We start from the raw sequence: 22,064 nt of genomic DNA, 5'->3' as shown, positions 1-22,064 counted from the left end.
TTAGACCCGTTGGTTGCATCGACTCCCCAACACATTTTTTCGCCAATTTCGGCCACTATCGGGCCGATTTTTCGCCGATACCCTCAAGCGGAGGCATCGTACATGCATGTAGCGCTGCAGCAGGAAGCCGTCACGAGCGGCACGCCCGCCGAACAACCTCAAAAAACGCCGCGTGATCTGCGCCGTGTCGACATTCACCCCGATCACTGGTATCCCGTCGCGTGGTCGCGCGAAGTCAAGCGCGGCAAGGCGCATGGCGTCAAGTTCGCCGGCGACCCCGTCGTGCTGGTGCGCACCGAGAGCGACAAGGTGTTCGCGCTGGAAGACCGCTGCGCGCATCGGCAAGTGCCGTTGCATGCGGGCGTGGTCGACGGCGAGTCCATCCGCTGCTGTTACCACGGCTGGACTTACGACTGCTCGGGCAAGTGTATCGACGTGCCCTATCTCGGGCGCGAGCGTCTGCCCAACGGCGTGCGCTCGTACCCGTGCCGCGAAGAAGCCGGCCTGATCTTCATCTTCCCGGGCGATCCGCTGCTCGCTGAGAGCGTGCCGTTCCCGGCGCTCGGTTCCGCCGGCGACAAAGCCTATAAAACCCGCCGCTTCGGCCGCGCGGTGAAGTGCCATTACACCTTCATGCACGAGAACCTGATGGACATGAACCATCAGTTCCTGCATCGCAAGCAAATGGGCCAGATGAAGGCGCGTTCAGTCGGACGCAGTCGTGGCGAAGACTGGGTGGAGGTGAATTACACGTTCGCGCGCGAAGAGGGCAAGCAGCCGATAGGCGAAGCGCTCGTCTTCAGCCAGAAACGCGGCACGAAGCCCGACGACAATAACAAGGACGTAATGACGATCCGTACGGAATATCCGTACCAGACGCTCAGGATCCGCACCAAGGACCAGACCATGGTGATGGATCTGTGGATTGCCTATGTGCCGCTCGACGCCGAGCAGCGCACGAACCGCACGTTCGGTTTGCTGTCGATCCGCCGCCCGAAGATTCCGGGCATTCTCGATGCCGCCTGGCCGCTGCTGGTGTGGTTCACCGAGCGTATCTTCAAGGAAGACCGGTGGATCGTCGAGCGCGAACAGGAAGCGCATGACCGGCAAGGCGGCGATCATAATCACGAGGTGTTTCCGGTCATCCTCGAATTGCGGTCGCTGCTGACCGAATGCGGCGCGCCGGTTCGCGAGCCTGCGTTGGAACGTCGCGTGCACATCATTCAGCCCGTTACAGATTGAGATTGGCTGATATCGTAGAGAGCGGCTGGAAGTAACGTGCCGGTAGTCAAGTAATAACCAAAGAGGTCGATCATCATGGAACCCAACCCGGCAGAAGATCGCGGCACGCCGTCAGTCAACGTCAATGAACGGCCCGAGCAGGATCACTTCGATGCCGCCATCAACCACGTCGACAGTTCGTATTCGTCGGGCGTGCTGGCCGCCAAGGCTGCGAAAGGCATTCTGTACAGCGTGATCGAGACGCTGGGCACGCTTGTCGGCGATCCGGATTTGCCCGAGCATGCACGCTCGGGCTATCAGGCGCTGCTTGTGAGCGCGGAAGAACTGCGTTCACGGATCGATTAACAAAGGCTCACAGCCAGCCTGGGGCAAAACCCGGGCAAAATTTAAGGTCAACCACGGAGCACATCATGAGTAAAGCCCAGGACGCAAAGAAAACCGAGAAAAAGGTTGCCCTCAAGTCGCCGAAGGAAAAGAAAGAGGCGAAGAAGTTGAAGAAGGAGGCGACCAAGCGCCAGTAAGTGCAATGACCGTGTAAGCAGCAGATATACGGCCGATGGTTCGGTTGAAACAACCATCCGGCATGGAAGCTCCCGACATCACGTTGTTGCAGCGCTTTGAACTCCAGCGGCCCGCTATTAGCGGGCCGTTTGCATTTGCGGAGGTTTGCGCTGGCGCTTTGAAACGCGATGTCGAACCTGCTTTAAAAGTCCGTCGTCATCGAGAACAAGAACGTGCGCGGTGCGCCTTGCGTCAAATACCCCTGGCCCGAGGTCGCGGCTGATTCCCAGTACGCCTTGTTTGCCACGTTCAGCACACTGACCCGGAAGGTCGTGTTCTTGCGGAACAGGTTGGTCGCGTAACGTGCGCCGACATCGAAGCGATTCCACGATGAAAGCGACGCCGTATTGGCGACATCGAAGTATTGCTTGCCCGTGTGCAGGTAGCGCGCGGTGAACGTCAGGCCGGGCACCATCGGCAGGTCGTATTCAGCGCCGAGATTGAACAGGAACGCGGGCACGCCGGTCGGACGGTTGCCGTCGGTCAGGCCGCCCACGGTGTTGAGCAGCTCGGCCTGGATGTAGGACGCGCCCGCCAGCAGCCGCACGCCCTTGTACGGTTCACCCGTGATCGACGCTTCAAGCCCGCGATGCCGCTCGCGCCCGTTCGCTGCAAACACCATGTCGCTGTTCGTGTACGCAGTCGGTTCTTCGATCTGATAGGCCGAGAACGTCGAGCCGAAATGGTTCGTGTCGTATTTCACGCCGACTTCGTACTGCTTCGAGCGCGATGGCGCGAGGTTCGTGCCGAAGTTGACCGCGGTCGACGGCGCCGCCTGCCCTTGGGCCAGCGCTTCGCTTCGATTGGCGAAGATCGCGACGTTTTCCCATGGCTTGATCACGAGTCCGAGAATCGGCGTGGTGATGGAGTCGTTATACGAGGACGTGAGGTCGCCGGTCCCGGTTGCGTAGTTGTTCTGGTGCAATTCCTGGCGGCGCGCGCCGAGTGTGAAGAGCACGCGGTCATGCAAAAAGCCCAGCGTGTCCGATACCGCCACGCTTCGGATCAACGCGCGGTCGGTAACGAAGGGATCGGCGAAGTTGCCGACCGGGCTCGCGCCCGGGCGCGGCACCTGCGGCGTGTTGTAGAGGTCGGTGTTGAATGTGCCAGAGAAGTCGAAGGCCGAGCGGTCTTCGATACTGGTCAGCGACCCGCCCAGGGTCACGAAATGCGAGACCGGGCCGGTGTCGAAGCGGCCATGCACGCCGCCTTCGGTCGAAAATGCATCGGTCTTGCGCGGCACGCCCAGGCGATACGCCGTGGTCAATCCGGTATCGCCGTTGAAGTTCGGCGAAGAATAATCGCCATGCTCGTTCGCGTGATGCACGCCGCCCGCCACATACGCCGTCCATCCCGGCAAGAAGTCGTATTCGGCGCGCGCAATGCCGACCGTGTCTTCGAGCGCGGTGAATGACCAGGGCTGTGCGTAGTTGTGCGTTGCCGACGGAACCGCCGGGATCAGGATGTCCGTGCCGCTCAGGTTGACCGTGGGGCGCGCTTCGTTCGCACGTTCGCGTTGATACAGGAAATCGCCGTAGAGACGCAGTTTGTCGCCACGATAATCCAGCGATACCGACGTGGCCGTGCTGCGCTTGTGTTCATCGTCGACGCTGGTTTCGCCGTCGCGCACGAAGCTGTTCACGCGCACGCCAAACTGGCCTTCGCTGCCAAAACGGCGGCCTACATCCACGTGCGTGCCGAGTTCGCCCGATGCCGTGCCTTCCACCGTTACGCGCGTCAGGGGTTTGTCGCCGGCACGTTTCAGCTCCAGGTTCACGCCGCCGCCAATGGCGGAGCCGGTCGGCGACGCGCCGCTCAGGAACGCATTTGCGCCCTTGAAGACATCGACGCGTTCGAGTGTTTCGGTTGCCACGAGCTGACGCGGCGTAATGCCATAAAGTCCGTTGAGCGAGATGTCGTCGCCGTTCAACTGGAAGCCCCGGATCACGAACACTTGCGACTGGTTGCCAAAGCCCAGGCTCGAGCGCACGGACGGATCGTTGTCGAGGACATCGGCGAGGGTTCGCGCTTGCTGGTCTTCGATCAGCTTCGAGGTGTACGTGGTCATGCTGAAGGGCACGTCGATCATCTTCTGGTCGCCCAGCACACCGAAACTCGCGCCCCGCGCGACCTGACCGCCACTGTACGTCGGCGCGAAGTCACCTGGGAGCGCTTCTGCGGCACCCTGGACTTTTACGGCCGGCAGGGTCTTGTCGGTGGCATCTGTCGTCGGGTCGCTTTGCGCGTGAGCAATACCGGCTGCGCCGGCGAGACCCATGGCGAGCGGCATCGCTGCGCGGAAAAAGACCTGACGGACGGCGGCCGATACGGGCCGGACGCGAAGCGGTTGCGGTTTGATTGGAAGCATCGAAGGAGCGGAGTAGCGAAGCGGTCGTGATTTCGCCCCGTCGTCCATCGGGCAAACGATAGGCAACGGAGCGCTGCTTTGTAGTGGGTTTATGTCTGGCTTGCGAGTTTGGATTTACAACTGGACAACAAGACCTAACAAACGAGCGGATTATACATGAATGCGAATCGTTATCATTTGATTGCGCAAAAAAAACGACACAACTGATAACCGCTCTGGCGGGATGTTTTTGTGAGGGTTACGAAGGGCGCAGGAGAAGAATCATCTCGCGGATGAGTTCACGCGTCGCCGACCCACCGTTCCTCGGATGCTTTCAAATGCGACCGGATCGCTGCCTGCGCCGCGATCGGGTCGCGTGCTTCGAGCGTCCTTAGAATGCGTTCGTGCTCGGATAACGCGACGCCCCACGTCGTGATGTTTTCCGAAAGCACGCTGGCTTTGGCTGCGATGGGATCGTTGCGGCCATCGAACAATTCGCCGACGAGCCGTGTGAGCACCGAATTTCCCGCTATGTCCGCGATCGTCATATGAAACTGGCGATCCGGTTCCAGTGGCGAGCGGCCTGCTGCGATCAACTCGCGCATGACATCGACTGTTTTCTGCAGCTTGGCCGTGCCATCGGAGGTAAGCCGTGTGCACGCCAGCACGATTACCGATCCTTCTATTGCGGCGCGCGCCTGCATCAGTTCAGTCGGGCTTTCTCCCATGGCAGTCAAAGGCGACGTTTCGCTGCCGACTTCGCACACGTACACGCCCGAACCCATGCGGATCTCGACTTGTCCTCGGATTTCCAGCGCAATCAATGCTTCGCGCAGCGACGGACGCGATACCCCGAGTTGCTGCGCCAGTTCGCGTTCCGGTGGCAACCGCGCGCCGGCCTGAAAGCTGCCGTGACGGATCAGCATGTTGATCTGATCGGCGATGGACTGATACAGCCGCCGGGTTTCAACAGGTTTTACGAGAGAAGTCATGGAGCCCGATGCGTTGTCCGTGTCGAAACGTGTAAGGTGGCTTGACCAATTTGCCGCCATTTCGCGCCAGCATCGCTTGGAGCGTATGTCTTTGGATATAAGGGTAAATACCTCGATTCCAGTACAGGCCCAACGCCATTATCATTAGCGGCAGGTCAGGCCGCTTCTTCTAACCATTGCCGCGAACACTAAATTGGCTTGACCACTTTGATAGCGGGTACGACATGGGCGAAGGCCCCACATCGAGGAGACAAAAGCCGATGCATCCGTCCCAGTCAGTCTGTCGGGCCGTGCAATGAACGCAACGGCCGAACCGGACGTGTCATCCCCTTCCGCCAGTTCAGCGGAATCCTTGCTGCGCCTGAACGGCGTAGGCAAGCGTTTCCCGGGCGTGATCGCGCTGCAAAACGTGAGCTTCGATGTCCGTGCGGGCGAAGTCCACGCCATCTGCGGCGAGAACGGCGCAGGGAAATCCACGTTGATGAAAATTGTCAGCGGGCAGTACAGGCCGGACGAAGGCGAGATTTATCTCGATGGTCGCGTGCAGCATTTCGCGTCCACGCTCGATGCGCAAGCCGCCGGCATCGCGATCATCCATCAGGAACTGAACCTGATCCCGCATCTGTCGATCGCGGAAAACATCTTCTTGGCGCGGGAGCCGAAGCGCGGGATATTTATCGACCGCGCCCGGCTTGCCGCCGATTCGCAGGCCGCGCTCGACCGGATCGGCTTGCCCCTGAAACCCCGCACGCTGGTTGGATCGCTGTCGGTCGCGCAGCAGCAGATGATCGAGATCGCGAAGGCGTTGTCGCTCAACGCGCGGCTTCTGATCATGGATGAACCCACGTCGTCGCTGACCGAATCCGAGACCGTGCATCTTTTCCGGATCATCAAGGAGTTGCGGAAGTCCGGCGTGGGGATCGTGTACATCTCGCATCGGCTGGATGAGCTTGCTGAGATCGCGGACCGCGTGACAGTGCTGCGCGATGGCCGCACGATTTCCACCGACGACTTCGCGGCCACGACCATCGAACAAGTGGTGTCGCATATGGTTGGCCGCGATCTCGACGATGTGTTCCCCGAACGCAAATCGCAGCCGACTACCGAGGTCCTCTTGAGCGTCAACGGCCTCAAGCGCCGCGAAGTGTTCGGGCCGGTGAGCTTCGAATTGCGTCGCGGCGAGATTCTTGGCTTCGCGGGCCTGATGGGTTCGGGTCGTACCGAAGTGGCGCGCGCGGTATTCGGTGCGGACCCCGTGGACAGTGGCGAAGTGCATTTGCGAGGCGAGAAGCTGTCGATTCATTCGCCTATCGATGCAATTCGCAACGGCATTGCGTATCTCTCGGAGGATCGCAAGGGCAACGGGCTCGCGCTGCAGATGACGGTCGCGAAGAACATCACGCTTGCGAACGTGGGGGCGGTTTCCGGCGCGGGCGGTTTCATCCGTTTCGAGGAAGAAGGGAAGGTCGCACGCAAATATATCGATGCGCTCGGCATCCGTACGCCGAGCGCGAACCAGATCACGCGCAATCTGTCCGGGGGCAACCAGCAGAAGGTCGTGATCAGCAAATGGCTGTTCCGCGAATCGAAGATTCTTTTCTTCGATGAACCCACGCGCGGCATCGACGTCGGCGCGAAATACGCCATTTATGAACTGATGGACCGGCTGGCAGCGCAGGGAATTGGCGTTGTCCTGATCAGTTCCGAGCTGCCCGAGATCATGGGCATGACCGATCGCGTGGCGGTGTTCCACGAAGGCGAAATAGCGGGCGTACTCGAGACCCGCAAGACCAATCAGGAAGAAATCATGCACTACGCATCAGGACGGACGACCCATGCTTGAGATGACTACCGACCCCGCTCATGCCGATCGCGCACGCGCTCGTGAACGGCGCCGCGATCTGATACAGAAGTTTGCCGCGCTGGGCAGTCTGGTGATGCTCGTGATCGTGTTTTCCGCGACGAGCAACGCGTTCATGTCCCTGGGTAACGGCATGACGGTGGCGCTGCAGGTGACATCGATTGCGTATCTCGGACTCGGGGCGACTTGCGTGATCATCACGGGCGGTATCGACCTGTCCGTGGGGTCGGTGCTCGCGCTCTCCGGCGTGTGCGCCGCGCTGCTCGTGAAGGCGGGCGTTCCGGTGCCGATCGGCATGCTGGGTGGCGTGATCGTCGGAGCGATCTGCGGCGCGTTCAACGGGATCTTTGTCACGCGCATGGGCTTGCCGCCGTTTATCGCGACCTTGGGGATGATGCTGGTCGCACGCGGCGTTGCCCTGCAGATCACCGGCGCACGGCCGGTTTCGGGTCTCGGCGATTCGTTCGCGGAACTCGGCAACGGGTCGCTGTTTCGTATCGTGCGCATGGGTTCGGATGGTTTTCCTGACGTCGTCTTTCCGGGCATTCCTTATCCCGTCATCATCATGGTCGTGCTCGCCGTGCTGGTGTCGATCATGCTCAGCCGGACGTCGCTGGGGCGGCATATCTATGCGGTCGGATCGAACGCGGAAGCAGCGCGCTTGTCGGGCGTGAACGTGAATCGCGTGAAGCTCTTCACCTATGTGTTGTCCGGCGCGCTCGCGGGGTTGACGGGTTGCGTGCTGATGTCGCGGCTCGTGACCGCGCAGCCGAACGAAGGCGTGATGTATGAGCTCGATGCCATCGCCAGTGCGGTGATCGGCGGGACGTCGCTGATGGGCGGCGTCGGGACGATCTCGGGCACGGCCATTGGCGCGTTCGTGATCGGCATCTTGCGCAATGGCCTGAACATGAACGGCGTATCGAGTTTTATCCAGCAGATCATCATTGGCCTCGTGATTCTGGGCACGGTGTGGATCGACCAGATTCGCAACCGGCGATGAGTTTCATCGGGCGCGAGGGGTCTTTCTCAAGCGTCCGAAGGGCAGCAGCGAAGCGGGCCGCAGAGGCTTATAAAACCAAAGGAGCGAGACATGAAACTGACTACGAAGGCGATGTTTGCCACTGTGCTGGCCGTTGCCGCGAGCACCGCATTTGCCGCGGGCGGCGAGATTGCGGTCATTGTGAAGAGCGCCGATTCCAACTACTGGCAAAACGTCAACAAGGGCGCGACTGCGGCCATGGCCAAGCAGAAGGGCTACACGATGACCTTCCAGGGGCCGACCGCCGAATCGGATATCGCAGCCGAAGTGAACATGGTCGAGAACGCGGTGAACCGCAAGGTCTCGGGTATCGTGCTGGCCGCGTCAGATCCTGATGCGCTCGTGCCGGCTGTGAAGAAGGCGTGGGAAGCGCACATTCCGGTGGTGATCATCGACTCGGCACTGGCCGATTCGGGCAAACAGTACTACCAGGCTTTCCTTTCCACCGATAACGCCAAGGCCGGCGAGATGTGCGCTCAGGCGCTGATCGCGAAGGTCGGGCAGACGGGCAAGATCGCGTTGATGTCGTACGTGGCCGGCGCCGGCTCCGAGGCTGCGCGCGTGGGCGGATTCCGGAAGTACCTGGAAGCGCATTCGAAGCTGACGGTGGTGGGTCCGTTCTACTCGCAATCGCAAATGGCGAACGCGCTGAACCAGACGACCGACGTGCTGGCGGCCAATCCCGATCTCAAAGGAATCTTCGGCGCGAATGAACCGACGGCAGTGGGCATGGGCCGCGCACTCGCGCAATCGGGCAAGGCCGGAAAGGTCGTGGCGATCGGCTTCGATGGCAACCAGGATCTGCAGAACTTCGTGAAGGACGGGACCATCCAGGCGATCGCCGTGCAGGGTTCGTACCAGATGGGCTACAAGGGCATCGAAACGGTGGTTGGCGTGATCGAGAAGAAAATGCCGCCCAAGTTTGTCGATACGGGCGTGGTCATGGTCGACAAGGGCAACATCGATCAGCCGGTTGCAAAGAACGTATTGTATTGACGGTTTTTGGCTGGACGCGATGCGGGAGCGCTTTCCGCATCAATGAGAAATAAAGTTAGTGAAAACAACGAAAGACGGAAGCTAAAAACGAGAGGCCTCGGTGGTTGAACGGCGAATTCGTGGCGGAATAAGCGTGAGCAGCTAATTGACACGACTACAAAACGTAGTCAAAATAACGTTAATTAGAAGTTCGGCGCATTTTTCGCACGACGAATTCGCTCGTTCAGGCAACACCTGGGAACTCGAGTCATGGAGACGTATTACCTTGCCATCGACGTTGGCACGGGCAGCGTTCGCGCTGCCCTTGTCAATGGACGTGGAAAAATAGCAAGCATGGCGGCGCGCGAGCACGAGCAGATCGTGCTCCGCTACGGCTGGTCCGAACAACGTCCCGCGGACTGGTGGCAGGGCGCTGCCGGCGCCATTCGTGAAGTGCTCGAAAGCGTGCCGAATGCGGCTGCAAACATCGCGGCAATCTGCGCGTGCGGGCAAATGCACGGCACGGTTCTGATCGATGCGGACGGCCAACTCACCCGCGAAACCGCGCCGCTCTGGAATGACAAACGCACGCTCGCGCAAGTCGAAGCCTTCCGGGCAGCGCACGACTCCACGTCCTACCTCCCGCTGACAGCGAACCCCGCCACGCCCGCGTGGCCCGGTTTCAAGCTGCAATGGCTCAAGCAGAACGAGCCCGAAGCGTACGAGCGCGCCGCGACCGTCTTCATGTCGAAGGACTACGTCAACTTCCGTCTGACGGGCGAACGCGCGTGGGACTGGAGCGATGCATCGACAAGCTTCTTGATGGACCCGCAAACGCGGACCTGGTCCCAACCGATGCTCGATGCGCTCGGCCTCGACATCACCAAATTCCCGCCCATCCGTTCGCCGCAGGAAATCCTCGGCAGCGTCACCGCTGAAGCTGCGCAGGCGACCGGCTTGCGCGAAGGCACGCCGGTGCTGGTAGGCGGTGCGGATTATCCGCTGTCGGTGCTCGGCTCGGGTGTGTATGCACCGGGTCTCGGGTCGGACATCACCGGTACGTCATCGATCATCACCGTGATCGCCGATACCCCCATGCTGCATCCCGAAGTCTCGAACGTGGCGACCGCAGAGGGCTTGTGGGGACGCTTCATGTTGCTCGATTCAGGCGGCGACGCCATGCGCTGGGCACGTCGTGCGTTCCACGAAAACGCCTTGAGCTACGACGCCGTCGCGCAAAAAGCGGCCGAAGCGCCGGTCGGTTCCGAAGGCCTTTTTTTCCTGCCGTATCTCACGGGCGAACGCCTTGGCGAGCACTCGAATTCGCGCGCGCAATTTTTTGGCATCGGTGCCAAACATGGGACGGCGCACTTGCATCGGGCGGTGCTGGAGGGTGTTGCCTTCGGCGTGCGGCGTCACATTGGCGTGATCGAATCCGCGGGCGTGCGCATGGAACGGCTCGTCGCTGCAAGCGGCGGTGCGAAGGCTGCGCTGTGGCTCGACATCAAGGCGAGCATGTACCGAACGCCGATTCTCGTGCCGGCTGAAGTGGAATGCGGCGTGATGGGCTGCGCGATTCTCGCGGCGACCGCGCATGGCCAGTTCGCGCGCCTTGGCGATGCCGTCTCCGCCTTCGTTCAATTCGAGCGCGAAGTCCTGCCGGACCCGCGCGCCGGCGATATCTACGACCGGATGATGCCGATCTTCGAGCGGCTCTATTCGAGCTCGCAACAGTTCTACGACGACCTCGATCGTCTCGCTGAGACTCATGCATGACGCACGCAATCAAAGCAGTTTTGTGGGACATGGACGGCACGCTCGCCGACAGCGAAGCGCTGCATCTGAACACACTCGTCACCGTGCTGAATCATCACGGCATCAAGGCGGGCGACGATCTGCATGCATCGATATTCGGCATGACCGCGCGCGAAGTGCATACATTATGTTGCAAGCTTTTTGGCATCGACTTCGACTACGACGAATGGTCGATGGCGCGTGCGCGCCACTACGTGTCCGAAGCCATCAACATGCAACCCAGGCCCGGCGCGTTGAGCGTTTATCGCGCCGTGCGTGCAGCCGGAATCCATCAGGCGATCGTATCGAATTCGCCGCGCATGCTGCTCGAAGCCGGACTTCGCGCGCTGGATTTGCAGGACCCGCAACTCATATCCATCAGCGCCAACGATGTCCGCGCCGGCAAGCCGCATCCCGAACCGTACGAACGCGCCGCGTGGCTTTTGCACATTTCGCCGGAACAAGCGATTGTCGTGGAGGACAGTCCGACCGGCGCACGTGCAGCCATCGCGGCAGGCATGCGAGTGCTTGCATGGCCCGAACATCCGGGCGCGGCGTCGTCTTTCCCTGAACTCGCCGAACTCGTTTTCTCCGAACACGAGTTGTCCACCGCCATCGCCGCAGCACTCGGCGTTCAACTTGACACCTGAAACCCAGACCATGCTCCGAACCAGCATTTTCCCCTCGCGATACGTCCAGGGCGCAGGGGCGCTCGATTCCCTCGATACCGAACTCGCGCGCCTGGGCACGCATGCCGCGTGTCTCGTCGACAGCAACGTCGCGGCGTTGTTGCAGCCGGCTTTATCGAAGGCGGAACGCGTGAAGCTCGTCGTGCGTTCCGTCGACGCCGCCTGCACCGAGCGCTCGGTCGCCGCTGCGGCCGAGTGGATTCGCGAGAGCGGGGCGGACATCGTGGTGTCGTTCGGTGGCGGCAAGGTGGTCGATACCGGCCGCGCCGCAGCCGATGACCTGCGCCTGCCGTTCGTCTGCGTGCCGACCATCGCCGCGTCCGATGCGCCGTGTTCGGCGCTCGCCGTGATCTACGACGAAGAAGGCCGCGTGGTGCGTGACCGGTTCGTGCGGCGCAATCCGGATCTCGTATTGCTCGATACGAGCCTGATCGTGCGTGCGCCGGTGCGGTTTTTTATCGCGGGAATCGGCGATGCTCTCGCGACGTTCTACGAAGCCGACGCGTGCCGCCAAGCTTATGCGAAGAACCTGTGCGGCGGCCGCGGAACGGCGCTCGCGTTCGAAGCTGCGAAGCTCTGCCGCGACACATTGTTCGCGCATGCCGTGCAGGCCGTGGACGATTGCCGTGCGCAGATCGTCACGCCGGATTTCGATGCCACGCTCGAAGCGACGGTCCTGCTTTCTGGCGTTGGCTTCGAGTCGGGCGGCGTTGCGGCGGCCCACGCGATCCATCACGGTCTCGCGGACTTGCCTTCGTCACATGGTTTGCTGCATGGGGAGAAGGTTGCGATCGGCGTGCTGGCTTCACTGTTTTTATCGGCGGTGCCCGATGACGAGCGTCAGCGCGTTTTCAAGTTCTGCCGCGCCGTGGGATTGCCTACGCGGCTTGCTGAAATCAACGTGGACGTCACTGATCAGGCCGCGCTCGAAACCGTGGCAAAGCGTGCGTGCCGCGCGGGCGAGATCATCCACAACGAACCGTATCCCGTCGATGCAGCGCTGGTCGTCGCCGCATTGAAAGCGATGGACCGCTATGCACAGCGCTTCGATAACCCAATCTGAACTCACGCGAGAAACAACATGGCAACTGAACTCAAAGGTCAGGAAACAGCGGCGTTCCGTCCCGGCCTCTTCGATGGAAAAAACGTGCTTGTGTCAGGCGCAACGAGCGGTATCGGCTTGGCGATCGCGCAGGGGTTCGCCGCGCTGGGCGCCGAGGTCATCGCCACGGGAAGCTCCACGCGCAAGCTCGAAGCGTTGCGCGCGGACACGACACTGAAAGGCATTCGCTTCGAACAACTCGATGTCCGCGATAACGACGCGATCAAGGCGTTCGTTGGGAGCCTGAGTGAACTCGATGTGCTCGTGAATGCGGCAGGCGTGGCGCGTCCCGCCGATGAGTATCGTGATGATGTGTTCCGCGAAGTCATCGATGTGAACCTGACCGCCGCCATGCGCCTCGCAATGGCATCGCGCGACATGCTCGAACGCGCGCATGGTGCAATCGTCAATGTGGCGTCGATGCTCAGTTATATCGCCGATGTGGAAGTGCCCGCGTATTGCGCGAGCAAGACGGGCATTCTGGGTTTGACGCGTTCGCTCGCGCACGCGTTCGGGCCCGCGGGCGTGCGCGTGAATGCGATCGCGCCCGGCTACCACCGGACGGACATGACACGCGCGTTGTGGGAAGTGCCGGCAAGCGCGGACAAGATCGCGGCGCGCAGTGCGCTCAAGCGCTGGGGCGAAGTCGATGACCTCGTCGGCGCGACGTTGTTCCTGGCGTCGCCGGCGTCCGCATTCATCACGGGCGTGACGTTGCCGGTCGATGGAGGGTATGCGAGCGGGGTGTAGAAACTAAAGGAGCAAAGCAAGAAATGGCGGCTCACGCTTACCTGTGAGCCGCCATTTTGTTCTTGCGCGCTAGCTGCTGGCGATCAATTTAAGCGCTGTGATCGATGGCTGAAAGAAATACTCTCCGCCCTCGGTGACGACAAAATGCGAAAGCGTTTCGGTTGTCGATGCGCCGTGTATGGGGCACGTCATGGTCGCTGATTTTGTCTGCGAAATGAGCGGATCCTCGCCGTCGCCTGACTGCGGAAAGTCCGGGTTGTCGATCCACGTCTTTTGTACGAACTCAAACTGCGACTCTATGCTCTTCTGATAACAGAGGAACAGCAGGCCGCGGTCGACATCGTCATCCTGTATCGGTGTGCCCGGATCTTTGGGCAGCGCCAGCGGCGCGCCGTAGGCAATTCCGCGCCGCAACAGCCGGCGGGTCTGGGTGAAGCTTTCCTGCAGCGCGCTGTTTGGATCGACGGTGCCGTCAGCCAGCAAAAACTCTTCGTCACGCGGATACGCCTTGCGGATATGCGCTGCGCGGGGCACCCACGTCCCGGGCAGATCCTGACCGTATTCGAAGTTGTTGATGAGGTTGTCGTCCAGCAACTCCGGATGCTGGACAGACGGATCGCCATCATTTGGATCGAACGCCGAGGGAAAGCCGTTAGCGCTCGATGGCGCGAGTTCGGGCAGCTTGCTCAAGTCGACCTCGTACGATGTTGGCGCGAGCGGACAGCCGCTCGCGTACCGCCCGACCAGTTTTGCTCCGTACACATCGGAGCTTAGGCCAAGAGTCGAAGCGTGCGCGGCCACGCTTGCCATGAAGCCGGCAACGTCCTGACGTAGTTTGCGAAACACGAGGTATGAACCGTTTTTCGTCCAGTCCGGACCGCTGGCGCTGATCGGACCCTGGCCGGGATTTGGCCCGTCGAAGGGCGGCGGTGGCGTGGTGGGGATCTGGGTCGGATATCCCAGCACGAATTCACCGGGCCACAGCAAGTCTTGGCCGGGCACGCCCTGATGTCCGGAATTCGGATCAGGCTGGTCATTCACCGAGAGCGTAAACCCCTTGATCCCGGGTTGCGAGACGCCGTCCTTGAAACCGAATTGTTCGTGACCCGGCAGGTCGGGACGGACTTCACCATGTTCCACATGGAGCAGACGCAAACCATTCAGCTGTGCGTGCGCGATGATCTGATCCGTTGTATGCGCGAGCTCGCCAGGGATGTCCGACGCAACCATCACCACGATGTGCAGTTCCTGCGGCTTTTTAAAAGGGCCGTGCCAGCGTGATGGATCGCTGCGATCGAGGTCTCCGACCAGGGTCTTGCGAGCAGCCATGCCTTGCTTGAAGTCGTCCGGGAATGTCGCATGATCCGGTGCGCCCAGTTTCTCGAGACCGGCATAGCTGAACGCGATGTTGCGCCACGTCGCCGTAGGCATGTTCACTTCGCCTTTGTGCTTTTTGCGTTTCGCCCTGAAGACGTCGTTGAACGCCCCGACGGCGGCAGTGCTGTCCACGTGGCTGGCAAACCCGGCAAGCCAGTTCTTGGCGCGCACCACATGTTCGATGGTGAAGAACACGAAACGTTGATGATCCTTGTTGAAGCCCGCAAGGATATTTCCCTGGATCTCTTGCAGGTCGATGGAAATCGAGTCGATCGGATTCGGTACGGTGCTCATGACTTACCTCGTTTTGAAGGGACGGATTGACGGCTGGCGCGAGTACCCGGCGCGAGCGGGCGCATCCAGATTTACACTCAGTTATATTAGTAATACGTACTATTAGACGGCCGCGTTTTCGCTTGGATTCATCTGCGGCTTTGCGCGGTTTTTTATAGTTGCGTGGAACGTGCGGCGATGTGCGCGGATTTCATGGCACGCGGCGTTACCGCTGGTATCGCGCTCCGAGCGGTCGCAGCTTGTGTCACAGGACCCGCAGCTTGAAACGGAACGCACATCTGGCTCACAAAGCAGGCGACGTTCGCCAGCAAGACCAAAACAAGCAGATAGCGTTTCATTTGTACCCTCACTGAAAGGGCCGCCCAAGGCAGTTGTGAGACATTCAAGCTTGACCGACCGGTGTATTGTTCGCCGGTCAATGGAAGGGCGCTACCCACAGGTGTATCGCCACGCCTGATTTAATTCATGCAACAAATGTAGTAACGCGGCTCGACTCAAAACGAGCTGCCAGGAGCGCCTCTGCAGCTTCGGCATTGACGTCGCCAGTAGCAAAGGCGCACCCGGGTTGCGCGCGGGTGCCGTGGTCGGACATCATCGCGATCAGTTCAGTACGCCTGTGCACGTTGAAACGCGCCAGCAAGTGACTTACGTACTTGCGTATGGTGATGTCCTCTACGCCCATTTTGGACGCGATCGACTTCGTCGGAAGACCTCGAAGCAGCCACGAGAGCGTTTCTCTTTCTCGCGGTGTCATCGCAACGGGGCTGCGGTCGAACGAGTGAGCGGAAGGATCAGCGCAGGGCGCGCAGAACGTTTCACTACAGGCTAAGGTCTTCCCGACGCTCGCGGCGGGAACGAACACACCTCCGATCATTGCAACCTCGAGCGCGAGATGCAGCACGTGCGCACGAGCGGTCTTCGCCACGAACCCCATTGCATGCATCTGGAGGCAACGCCGCACCGTTTCCGCGCGCTCGTCGGACGAAATCACCACGACTGGAACCAATGGCATACGTTGCCACAATGCAGCAAGTGCGGCAAAGCCCCGGTTTTCGCTCATGTCGAGGCTGAGCAGCACGGCATCGGGCGAATGAGTCAGCGCCTGTTCCACCCCGTCGCTAACGGATTCCGCCTCGAACACCTGTGCGTCGCTGTCGCGCTCCTTGAGCAGCAGAGTGAGTCCTGCCCTGAGTAAAGAATGGTCGTCGACGATCAGGACGCGCATGGTGGTCACCTCGAAGCACGATCCGTTTTCAGGAGTGACTCGCAAGCACGGACGGCGCATCCGCGTTTGCAACTCATGCTCTGTTATAGGCAGTGTGCGCAATGTCCGTCACCCTCTTGATGTGGGGCGCCGCAGGAAGCGCGGCCCTGCATTGGGAGGGTGAGATTGTCGCGGATCAGTGTCCGTTCATGGGTTTCGAAGTTGCCGGCCGTATGAAATCCGGTCGAACTGTACATGGTGCAAGGCGGTGCATCGAGGTGACAATGAAGTTCGTCGCCAATACGTTTCTTCCAACAGGGGCAACAGTCATGAACCGTCGTTATGTCACAGCGGACGTCTTTACCAGCAACCGATTCGAGGGCAACCCCGTGGCCGTGGTGCTGGACGCCGAAGGCCTCTCGACCATCCAGATGCAGGCGATTACCGCTGAATTCGGCTATAGCGAAACGACCTTCGTCTTGCCGCCGCGCGACGCCGCGCACACTGCATGGGTGCGCATCTTCACGCCGAGCCGCGAGATTCCGTTTGCGGGACATCCGAACATCGGCACGGCGTTTGTCCTTGCGACGCGTGCTGCGGCGAGCGGCACGCCCTTGCCGGATCAGCTCGTGTTCGAGGAAGCCGCGGGTCTCGTGCCGGTTACGCAAATGAAAGACGGCGGCCGGGTGGTGGGTGCGGAACTCACGGTGCCGGAGCGTCTGACGCGGGCATCGACGCTAGCAGTTGAGAGCGTGGCTGCGTGCCTGTCGCTCGACGTGACTGACATCCGGACCGACGCCCACGCGCCGCAAGTGGCGTCTGTCGGCTTGCCGTTTGTCGTGGTCGAGCTTGCATCGCGCGAAGCGTTGCGCCGATCTATCCCGAGCCTCGTGGACTACAAGAAGGTGTTGCCCACTGATGGCGCCACGTCCATCTATGCCTATACGCGAGATGTCGGTGACGACACCTCGGGCGATATCCAGGCGCGCATGTTCACGCCGCGCATGACCGAAGATCCGGCAACCGGCAGCGCGACTGCTGCGGCCGTTGCATTGATCGCTGATGTGCGGGGAGTGTCGGAACTGTCGTTACGCGTTCGGCAGGGCGTGGACATGGGCCGTCCGAGCACGTTGATCACGACCGTCGATGTCCATGACGGTCAGCCACGCGTGCGTATCGGCGGGAAATGTGTGAACGTGATGGAAGGCTCGTTTTTGCTTGATGGCGAAGGCTGATCCGTCCCCTCAACTCAGATCACGCCCGTAGACCGCATATCGGCGAGGCGCTTTTTCATGTCCAGCACTTCGAGGGTGTGCGCTTCGCCCTTGCGCAACGCGACGCTGGTGGAAAGAATATCGATGATCACGAGCGCGGCAAGGCGAGAAGTCGTCGGCGTATAGACGTCTGTGTTTTCCAGCGTTTCGGCTATCACGGCGACATCCGAAAAGCTCGTCAACGGACTATTCGAACCCGTGATCACGATCACGCTCGCGCCGCGTTCCTTAGCGGTCCTTGCGACTTCGATCAATGATCGCGTCGATCCCGTATTGGAAATCGCAACGACCGCATCGCCGGGTTTGAGCATCGACGCTGCAATGAATTGCTGATGCGAATCCTGATGCGCGACGCACGGCACGCCGAAGAGCGGAAACTTCTGCTGCGCGTCCAGCGCAACAATGCCCGATGCACCGAACCCGAAGAACTCGATACGCCGCGCCCTCGCCAGCAGATCGACCGCGCGCCCGACGGCCGCAAAATCCAGCTTCTTGCGTGCCCAGTCGAGGCTCGTAATGGTGTAGTCGAAGATCTTGGTGGCGACGGTTTCCGGATCATCGCCTTTACCGAGCACTGAATGCGTGGCGGGCGCGCCGAGCGCCAGACTTTGCACCACGCGAATCTTGAAGTCCTTGAAGCCGCTGCAGCCGAGGGACGCGCAGAAACGCAGCACGGTCGGCTCGCTCACCTTCGCGTTGCGCGCGAGTTCGGCGAGGTTGATATCGGAGATGGAACCGAGGTTTGCAAGAATGTACTCGGCCACTTGCCGGCTGCCGCGGCGCAGATTGGGACGCGCGCGGTCGATCAGTTCGAGGATATTGTAATCGGGCACTCGATATTCCTTCGTTCATTATGAACGGGGCGCCGCAAGCGGCGCCCCGAGCTTCATGCAAGTGGCAAGCGTTCCAAGTGTATCGGATCGGCGGGGGCGGCCTGGATTCGGGCCATCACCGGCGCCAGAAACGCGCACCTCGCTGCGACAGGACAGCCGCCACGATGATCACGCCCATCACCACTTGCTGATGGTATCCCGGCACGCTCGCCAGATTCATGATGTTGCCGATCACGCCGAGAATCAGCACGCCCATCAGCGTATTCAGCGCGCCGCCCTTGCCACCGGCGAGACTCGCGCCACCGATCACCACCGCCGCGATCACGGTCAGTTCATCGCCTACGCCGACTGTCGGCGCACCGACGCCCGCACGCGATGTCGAGATGATCCCGGCCAGCGCCGCGAGCAATCCCGAGCTGACATAGGTACCGAGTACATGGCGCGCGACGGGCACGCCGGAAAGCCGCACGGCTTCCTCGTTCGACCCGATTGCACGAACCACGCGGCCGGCACGCAGACGGTTCAATGCTATGCCGCCGATCACGAACACGATCAGCATCACGAGTGTCGGACCCGGAATGCCGAAGTAGGAATGACGGCCGAAGTCGAGCAGGGCCTGACCGGGGTCATCGACGAGGATGGGCGAGCCGTTCGACACGATCATCGCAACGCCGCGCGCAACGGTCATCATGGCCAGCGTGACAACGAAGGGCGTAAGACGAAACCACGCGATCAACGCGCCGGAAATAAACCCGCAGAAGCCGCCGACAACCAGCGTGGCGAGCAAGGCGACCGTCAGCCCGTATTGCGGAATCAGCAACGCCGACAGCACGCTGCCAAGCGCCGCAATCGATCCAACCGACAAGTCGATACCACCGGTCAGCACGACCAGCAACATGCCGACCGACATGATGCCGACGCCCGCCACTTGCCGCGAAATATTCGACAGGTTGGGCACGGATAAAAAGTCGCTCGATACAAACGACGCTGCGATCACGAGTACGATCAGGATCGCGACCGTGTTGAAGCGGCGCGCAACAGACCACCAGTGTTTTGCGTGGGCCTGTGCCGAGTTCGCCTGATGCGTTTTCGGGGTGACGGCGCTGGGATTCATGGTGCGAGTCTCCGGATTATTCACGATGCATTTAATGAGTGAGCGTGGCCGGCGCTTCGTCCGGCGCGCGGCGCAGCGACAGCGACAGGATCTGTTCTTCGCTGAAATCAGCAGGTTGAAGTTCGCCGCGAATCTCGCCTTCGCCCATCACGAGGATTCGGTCGCACAGGCCCATGAGTTCCTGATGTTCCGACGAGATCACGAGCACTGCCTTGCCGCGTTCGGCAAGCTGGTTGATGAGCGTGTAGATCTCGACCTTCGCGCCGACGTCCACACCGCGCGTGGGTTCATCGAGGATGATGAGGTCGCCGTCCGCGTGGAACCACTTCGCCAGCACGACCTTTTGCTGATTGCCGCCAGAGAGTGTTGAGACATCGGCGTCCATGGAACGCGCCTTGATGCGCAGTTGTTCCATCAGCTTTTGCACGAATGCGCGCTCGCGGCCGAAGGCGAGAAAGCCGCCCGGTCCGCTCACCGACTTCAGTGCGGCGAGGGTGGCGTTGACGCGAATCGGCATCGATAAAATCGCGCCTTGCCCCTTGCGGTCTTCAGGCACGAAGCCGATGCCGGCCTTGACTGCGGCCATCGGCGAGCGGATCGCCATGACCTTCTGGTTCAATTCGATGGTGCCGGAATCGCGCGTATCGGCGCCGAAAATCAGGCGCGCGACTTCGGTACGGCCCGAGCCGATCAGGCCGCCGAGACCGACTACTTCACCGGCGCGCAGCGTGAACGACACGTTGCGCACGGCATGACCTCGCATGAGGCCCGTGACCTTCAGGACTTTGGCGCCAAGCGTTGCACGGCGCTGCGGAAACAGCACGGATAGCGGGCGCCCGACCATCTTGCGGATCAGGCCGTCCATGGTGAGCTCGGCGGGCGTGAGGGTATCCACGCGCTTGCCGTCCTTCAGCACGGTGATGCGGTCCGCGATCGCAAACACCTCTTCCAGCCGGTGCGAAATATAGACAATGCCCACGCCGCGCGAACGCAGCTCGCGCACGATCTCGAGCAGCTTGTTTGCATCCGATGGCGCGAGGGCCGCGGTGGGTTCATCGAGTACGAGAAGCTTCACCTGGCGGCTGAGCGCCTTTGCAATTTCGATCACCTGGCATTGAGCTGCCGAGAGATCGCCGACGAGCGCGGCAGGATCGATATCGAAGCCGAGGCTCGCGATCAAGGCACGCGCGTTCTTGCGCAGCGTCCCCCAGTCGATGACAGCCGGCAACGCACCCAGAAATACGTTCTCCGCCACGGACAGATCCGGTGCCAGCGCGGTTTCCTGATGAATCACCGCGATGCCTTCTTCCATCGCCGCATGCGGATTGCGAAAGGACGTCTCGCGGCCTTCGAGCTTGATCGTGCCGGAATCCGGCTGATGACCACCGCCGATAATGCGCATCAGCGTCGACTTGCCCGCGCCGTTCTCGCCGACGAGCGCATGGACTTCGCCACTGAGGACATCGAAGTCGACGCCTTCGATGGCATGAATGCCGCCGAAGCGTTTGTCGACGCCGGTGAGGGCTATAAAGGGTATCATATGAAGGTGTCTCCAGAATGCGAGGCGCACCGTACTTGGCCGGCGCGCCTCGCATGAACCCGCCGGCTTTAGAAAATCGCCTTGGGGTTGTAGTACTTGTCGACGTTGCTCTTGTAGATCGCGGCGGACGGCGTGTACGAAATCTTCGGCACGTTGGTGGCTTCGCCCTTCGCCGCCTTCACGCCGATATCGACTGCCGTGCGCGCAACCAGCGCCGGGTCGTTCAGCGCGGTTGCGCCGTACTTGCCTTGCTTGATCAGGTTGAGCGCTTCCTTCTGGCCATCGGCGGCGGCAACCAGCGTGATGCCCGTACGGTTCGCGCTTTCGATCGCGCGGCGTGCGCCCAGCACCATGCTGTCGTTTTCGCCGAGCACCATGTTGATGTCCTTGTTGGCGACGAGCAAATCTTCCATCGCCTTCAGGCCGCCTTCGTCCGACCAGTTGCCCCAGCCCTGGCCCACGATCTGCATGTTGACCTTGCCGGTCTTTGCGAGCTGCGCCTCGACGATGCCCTCGATCACGCCGTCGCGCCGTTCCTTGCCGACCGGGTTGCCTTTCTCGCCGGAGATCAACGCGATCTTCAGCGGCTTGTCGCCCATGGTGTCGACCACCCACGAACCAACCAGCGCGCCGTTCTCACGATTGGACGATTGCACGAGCGTCAGGTAGTTGGCTTTCGGATCGAGCGTACTGTCGATCACGACGACTTTCACGCCTGCGGCGGTCGCCGTGTTGACCACGTTGACGAGACCCTTGGGATCGGCCGGATCGATGATCAGCACCTTGATGCCGCGCGTCAGCATGTCTTCCACGTCGGAGATCTGCTTGCCCATCTTGCCTTGGGCATCCGCGGTGATCACGTCGTTGCCGAGTTCCGCGGCTCGCGCCTTGGCCGATTCCATTGCGGCCGAAAAGTAGGGCGCGTTGAGCACCTTCATGGAAATGCCCACTTTCATCTTGTCGGCTGCCATCGCCGGGGCTGCTGCCACTACACCTGCGACTGCCAGCGCTACACCACACATCACCTTCTTCACGAACCGCGTCATGTCTCCTCCTTTTGTTGGGGTTTGGCG

At 61.0% G+C, this 22,064-nt stretch carries 18 protein-coding genes; 10 read left to right on the top strand and 8 right to left on the bottom strand.

Annotated elements, in window-relative coordinates; genetic code table 11:
- Positions 1–102: 102 nt before the first annotated feature.
- Together AXG89_RS13900 and AXG89_RS13895 are read left to right on the top strand one after the other, a co-directional pair.
- Positions 103–1,242 (top strand): aromatic ring-hydroxylating oxygenase subunit alpha, encoded by a 1,140-nt coding sequence (locus tag AXG89_RS13900; RefSeq protein WP_061999462.1) that lies wholly within the window; start codon positions 103–105, stop codon positions 1,240–1,242.
- 75 nt (positions 1,243–1,317) lie between these two features.
- The gene (locus tag AXG89_RS13895) at positions 1,318–1,587 is read left to right on the top strand and encodes a hypothetical protein (RefSeq protein ID WP_061999461.1); all 270 of its coding nucleotides are present in this window, start codon (positions 1,318–1,320) and stop codon (positions 1,585–1,587) included.
- 358 nt (positions 1,588–1,945) lie between these two features.
- Here the strand turns inward: AXG89_RS13895 and AXG89_RS13890 are convergent, their stop codons facing one another.
- Together AXG89_RS13890 and AXG89_RS13885 are read right to left on the bottom strand one after the other, a co-directional pair.
- On the bottom strand, positions 1,946–4,171 hold the full coding sequence (locus AXG89_RS13890; RefSeq protein ID WP_062169978.1) for a TonB-dependent receptor: 2,226 nt from the start codon (positions 4,169–4,171) through the stop codon (positions 1,946–1,948).
- 278 nt (positions 4,172–4,449) lie between these two features.
- A complete protein-coding gene (locus tag AXG89_RS13885) occupies positions 4,450–5,142 on the bottom strand; it encodes a FadR/GntR family transcriptional regulator (RefSeq protein WP_061999459.1) in 693 nt (230 codons plus the stop codon).
- A gap of 295 nt (positions 5,143–5,437) precedes the next feature.
- Between AXG89_RS13885 and AXG89_RS13880 the strand changes: the two genes are divergently transcribed.
- The 7 genes from AXG89_RS13880 (at position 5,438) to AXG89_RS13850 (ending at position 13,355) form a co-directional block, all read left to right on the top strand.
- On the top strand, positions 5,438–6,985 hold the full coding sequence (locus AXG89_RS13880) for a sugar ABC transporter ATP-binding protein (protein WP_061999458.1): 1,548 nt from the start codon (positions 5,438–5,440) through the stop codon (positions 6,983–6,985).
- Positions 6,978–8,006, top strand: a complete 1,029-nt coding sequence (locus tag AXG89_RS13875; protein WP_061999457.1) for an ABC transporter permease — start codon at positions 6,978–6,980, stop codon at positions 8,004–8,006. The genes AXG89_RS13880 and AXG89_RS13875 overlap by 8 nt, the downstream gene beginning before the upstream one ends.
- Before the next feature lie 90 nt (positions 8,007–8,096).
- Entirely contained in the window at positions 8,097–9,041 is a 945-nt protein-coding gene (locus tag AXG89_RS13870; protein WP_061999456.1) for an ABC transporter substrate-binding protein, read from the top strand.
- 249 nt (positions 9,042–9,290) lie between these two features.
- Complete coding sequence (locus tag AXG89_RS13865; RefSeq protein WP_062169977.1) at positions 9,291–10,796, top strand: xylulokinase; 1,506 nt, start codon at positions 9,291–9,293, stop codon at positions 10,794–10,796.
- A complete protein-coding gene (locus AXG89_RS13860; protein ID WP_062169976.1) occupies positions 10,793–11,464 on the top strand; it encodes an HAD family hydrolase in 672 nt (223 codons plus the stop codon). The genes AXG89_RS13865 and AXG89_RS13860 overlap by 4 nt, the downstream gene beginning before the upstream one ends.
- Before the next feature lie 10 nt (positions 11,465–11,474).
- Positions 11,475–12,566, top strand: coding sequence for a glycerol dehydrogenase (locus AXG89_RS13855; RefSeq protein ID WP_062169975.1), 1,092 nt, complete (start codon positions 11,475–11,477; stop codon positions 12,564–12,566).
- An 18-nt stretch (positions 12,567–12,584) separates the two neighbouring features.
- The gene (locus AXG89_RS13850; RefSeq protein WP_061999452.1) at positions 12,585–13,355 is read left to right on the top strand and encodes an SDR family NAD(P)-dependent oxidoreductase; all 771 of its coding nucleotides are present in this window, start codon (positions 12,585–12,587) and stop codon (positions 13,353–13,355) included.
- 69 nt (positions 13,356–13,424) lie between these two features.
- On the opposite strand, the gene AXG89_RS13845 is transcribed toward AXG89_RS13850, so the two are convergent.
- Together AXG89_RS13845 and AXG89_RS13835 are read right to left on the bottom strand one after the other, a co-directional pair.
- Positions 13,425–15,026, bottom strand: coding sequence for a Dyp-type peroxidase (locus tag AXG89_RS13845; protein WP_062169974.1), 1,602 nt, complete (start codon positions 15,024–15,026; stop codon positions 13,425–13,427).
- A gap of 463 nt (positions 15,027–15,489) precedes the next feature.
- Positions 15,490–16,251 carry a response regulator transcription factor gene (locus AXG89_RS13835; RefSeq protein WP_061999450.1) on the bottom strand — a complete coding sequence of 254 codons (762 nt, stop codon included), beginning with the start codon at positions 16,249–16,251 and terminating at the stop codon, positions 15,490–15,492.
- Between the two features lie 308 nt (positions 16,252–16,559).
- Between AXG89_RS13835 and AXG89_RS13830 the strand changes: the two genes are divergently transcribed.
- Positions 16,560–17,465, top strand: a complete 906-nt coding sequence (locus AXG89_RS13830) for a PhzF family phenazine biosynthesis protein (RefSeq protein WP_062000853.1) — start codon at positions 16,560–16,562, stop codon at positions 17,463–17,465.
- A 14-nt stretch (positions 17,466–17,479) separates the two neighbouring features.
- On the opposite strand, the gene AXG89_RS13825 is transcribed toward AXG89_RS13830, so the two are convergent.
- From AXG89_RS13825 to AXG89_RS13810, 4 genes are all read right to left on the bottom strand, one after another.
- Complete coding sequence (locus AXG89_RS13825; RefSeq protein ID WP_062169972.1) at positions 17,480–18,337, bottom strand: SIS domain-containing protein; 858 nt, start codon at positions 18,335–18,337, stop codon at positions 17,480–17,482.
- A gap of 115 nt (positions 18,338–18,452) precedes the next feature.
- The gene (locus AXG89_RS13820; protein ID WP_061999448.1) at positions 18,453–19,451 is read right to left on the bottom strand and encodes an ABC transporter permease; all 999 of its coding nucleotides are present in this window, start codon (positions 19,449–19,451) and stop codon (positions 18,453–18,455) included.
- A gap of 31 nt (positions 19,452–19,482) precedes the next feature.
- Positions 19,483–20,991 (bottom strand): sugar ABC transporter ATP-binding protein, encoded by a 1,509-nt coding sequence (locus AXG89_RS13815; protein ID WP_062169971.1) that lies wholly within the window; start codon positions 20,989–20,991, stop codon positions 19,483–19,485.
- Positions 20,992–21,059: 68 nt separating this feature from the next.
- On the bottom strand, positions 21,060–22,037 hold the full coding sequence (locus AXG89_RS13810) for a sugar ABC transporter substrate-binding protein (RefSeq protein ID WP_086382437.1): 978 nt from the start codon (positions 22,035–22,037) through the stop codon (positions 21,060–21,062).
- Positions 22,038–22,064 lie beyond the last annotated feature (27 nt).

Origin of the sequence: Burkholderia sp. PAMC 26561, from assembly GCF_001557535.2 — a bacterium.
Taxonomy (GTDB): domain Bacteria; phylum Pseudomonadota; class Gammaproteobacteria; order Burkholderiales; family Burkholderiaceae; genus Caballeronia.
The sequence above is the reverse complement of the archived record's forward strand: the minus strand, read 5'-3'. Positions and strand labels throughout refer to the sequence as shown.

Coding starts and splice junctions, on each gene's coding strand:
- AXG89_RS13885 (WP_061999459.1), bottom strand. CDS start 5,142: ATGACTTCTCTCGTAAAACCTGTTGAAACCCGGCGGCTGTATCAGTCC.
- AXG89_RS13875 (WP_061999457.1), top strand. CDS start 6,978: ATGCTTGAGATGACTACCGACCCCGCTCATGCCGATCGCGCACGCGCT.
- AXG89_RS13810 (WP_086382437.1), bottom strand. CDS start 22,037: ATGACGCGGTTCGTGAAGAAGGTGATGTGTGGTGTAGCGCTGGCAGTC.
- AXG89_RS13815 (WP_062169971.1), bottom strand. CDS start 20,991: ATGATACCCTTTATAGCCCTCACCGGCGTCGACAAACGCTTCGGCGGC.
- AXG89_RS13865 (WP_062169977.1), top strand. CDS start 9,291: ATGGAGACGTATTACCTTGCCATCGACGTTGGCACGGGCAGCGTTCGC.
- AXG89_RS13895 (WP_061999461.1), top strand. CDS start 1,318: ATGGAACCCAACCCGGCAGAAGATCGCGGCACGCCGTCAGTCAACGTC.
- AXG89_RS13850 (WP_061999452.1), top strand. CDS start 12,585: ATGGCAACTGAACTCAAAGGTCAGGAAACAGCGGCGTTCCGTCCCGGC.
- AXG89_RS13880 (WP_061999458.1), top strand. CDS start 5,438: ATGAACGCAACGGCCGAACCGGACGTGTCATCCCCTTCCGCCAGTTCA.
- AXG89_RS13860 (WP_062169976.1), top strand. CDS start 10,793: ATGACGCACGCAATCAAAGCAGTTTTGTGGGACATGGACGGCACGCTC.
- AXG89_RS13855 (WP_062169975.1), top strand. CDS start 11,475: ATGCTCCGAACCAGCATTTTCCCCTCGCGATACGTCCAGGGCGCAGGG.
- AXG89_RS13835 (WP_061999450.1), bottom strand. CDS start 16,251: ATGCGCGTCCTGATCGTCGACGACCATTCTTTACTCAGGGCAGGACTC.
- AXG89_RS13830 (WP_062000853.1), top strand. CDS start 16,560: ATGAACCGTCGTTATGTCACAGCGGACGTCTTTACCAGCAACCGATTC.
- AXG89_RS13820 (WP_061999448.1), bottom strand. CDS start 19,451: ATGAATCCCAGCGCCGTCACCCCGAAAACGCATCAGGCGAACTCGGCA.
- AXG89_RS13890 (WP_062169978.1), bottom strand. CDS start 4,171: ATGCTTCCAATCAAACCGCAACCGCTTCGCGTCCGGCCCGTATCGGCC.
- AXG89_RS13845 (WP_062169974.1), bottom strand. CDS start 15,026: ATGAGCACCGTACCGAATCCGATCGACTCGATTTCCATCGACCTGCAA.
- AXG89_RS13900 (WP_061999462.1), top strand. CDS start 103: ATGCATGTAGCGCTGCAGCAGGAAGCCGTCACGAGCGGCACGCCCGCC.
- AXG89_RS13870 (WP_061999456.1), top strand. CDS start 8,097: ATGAAACTGACTACGAAGGCGATGTTTGCCACTGTGCTGGCCGTTGCC.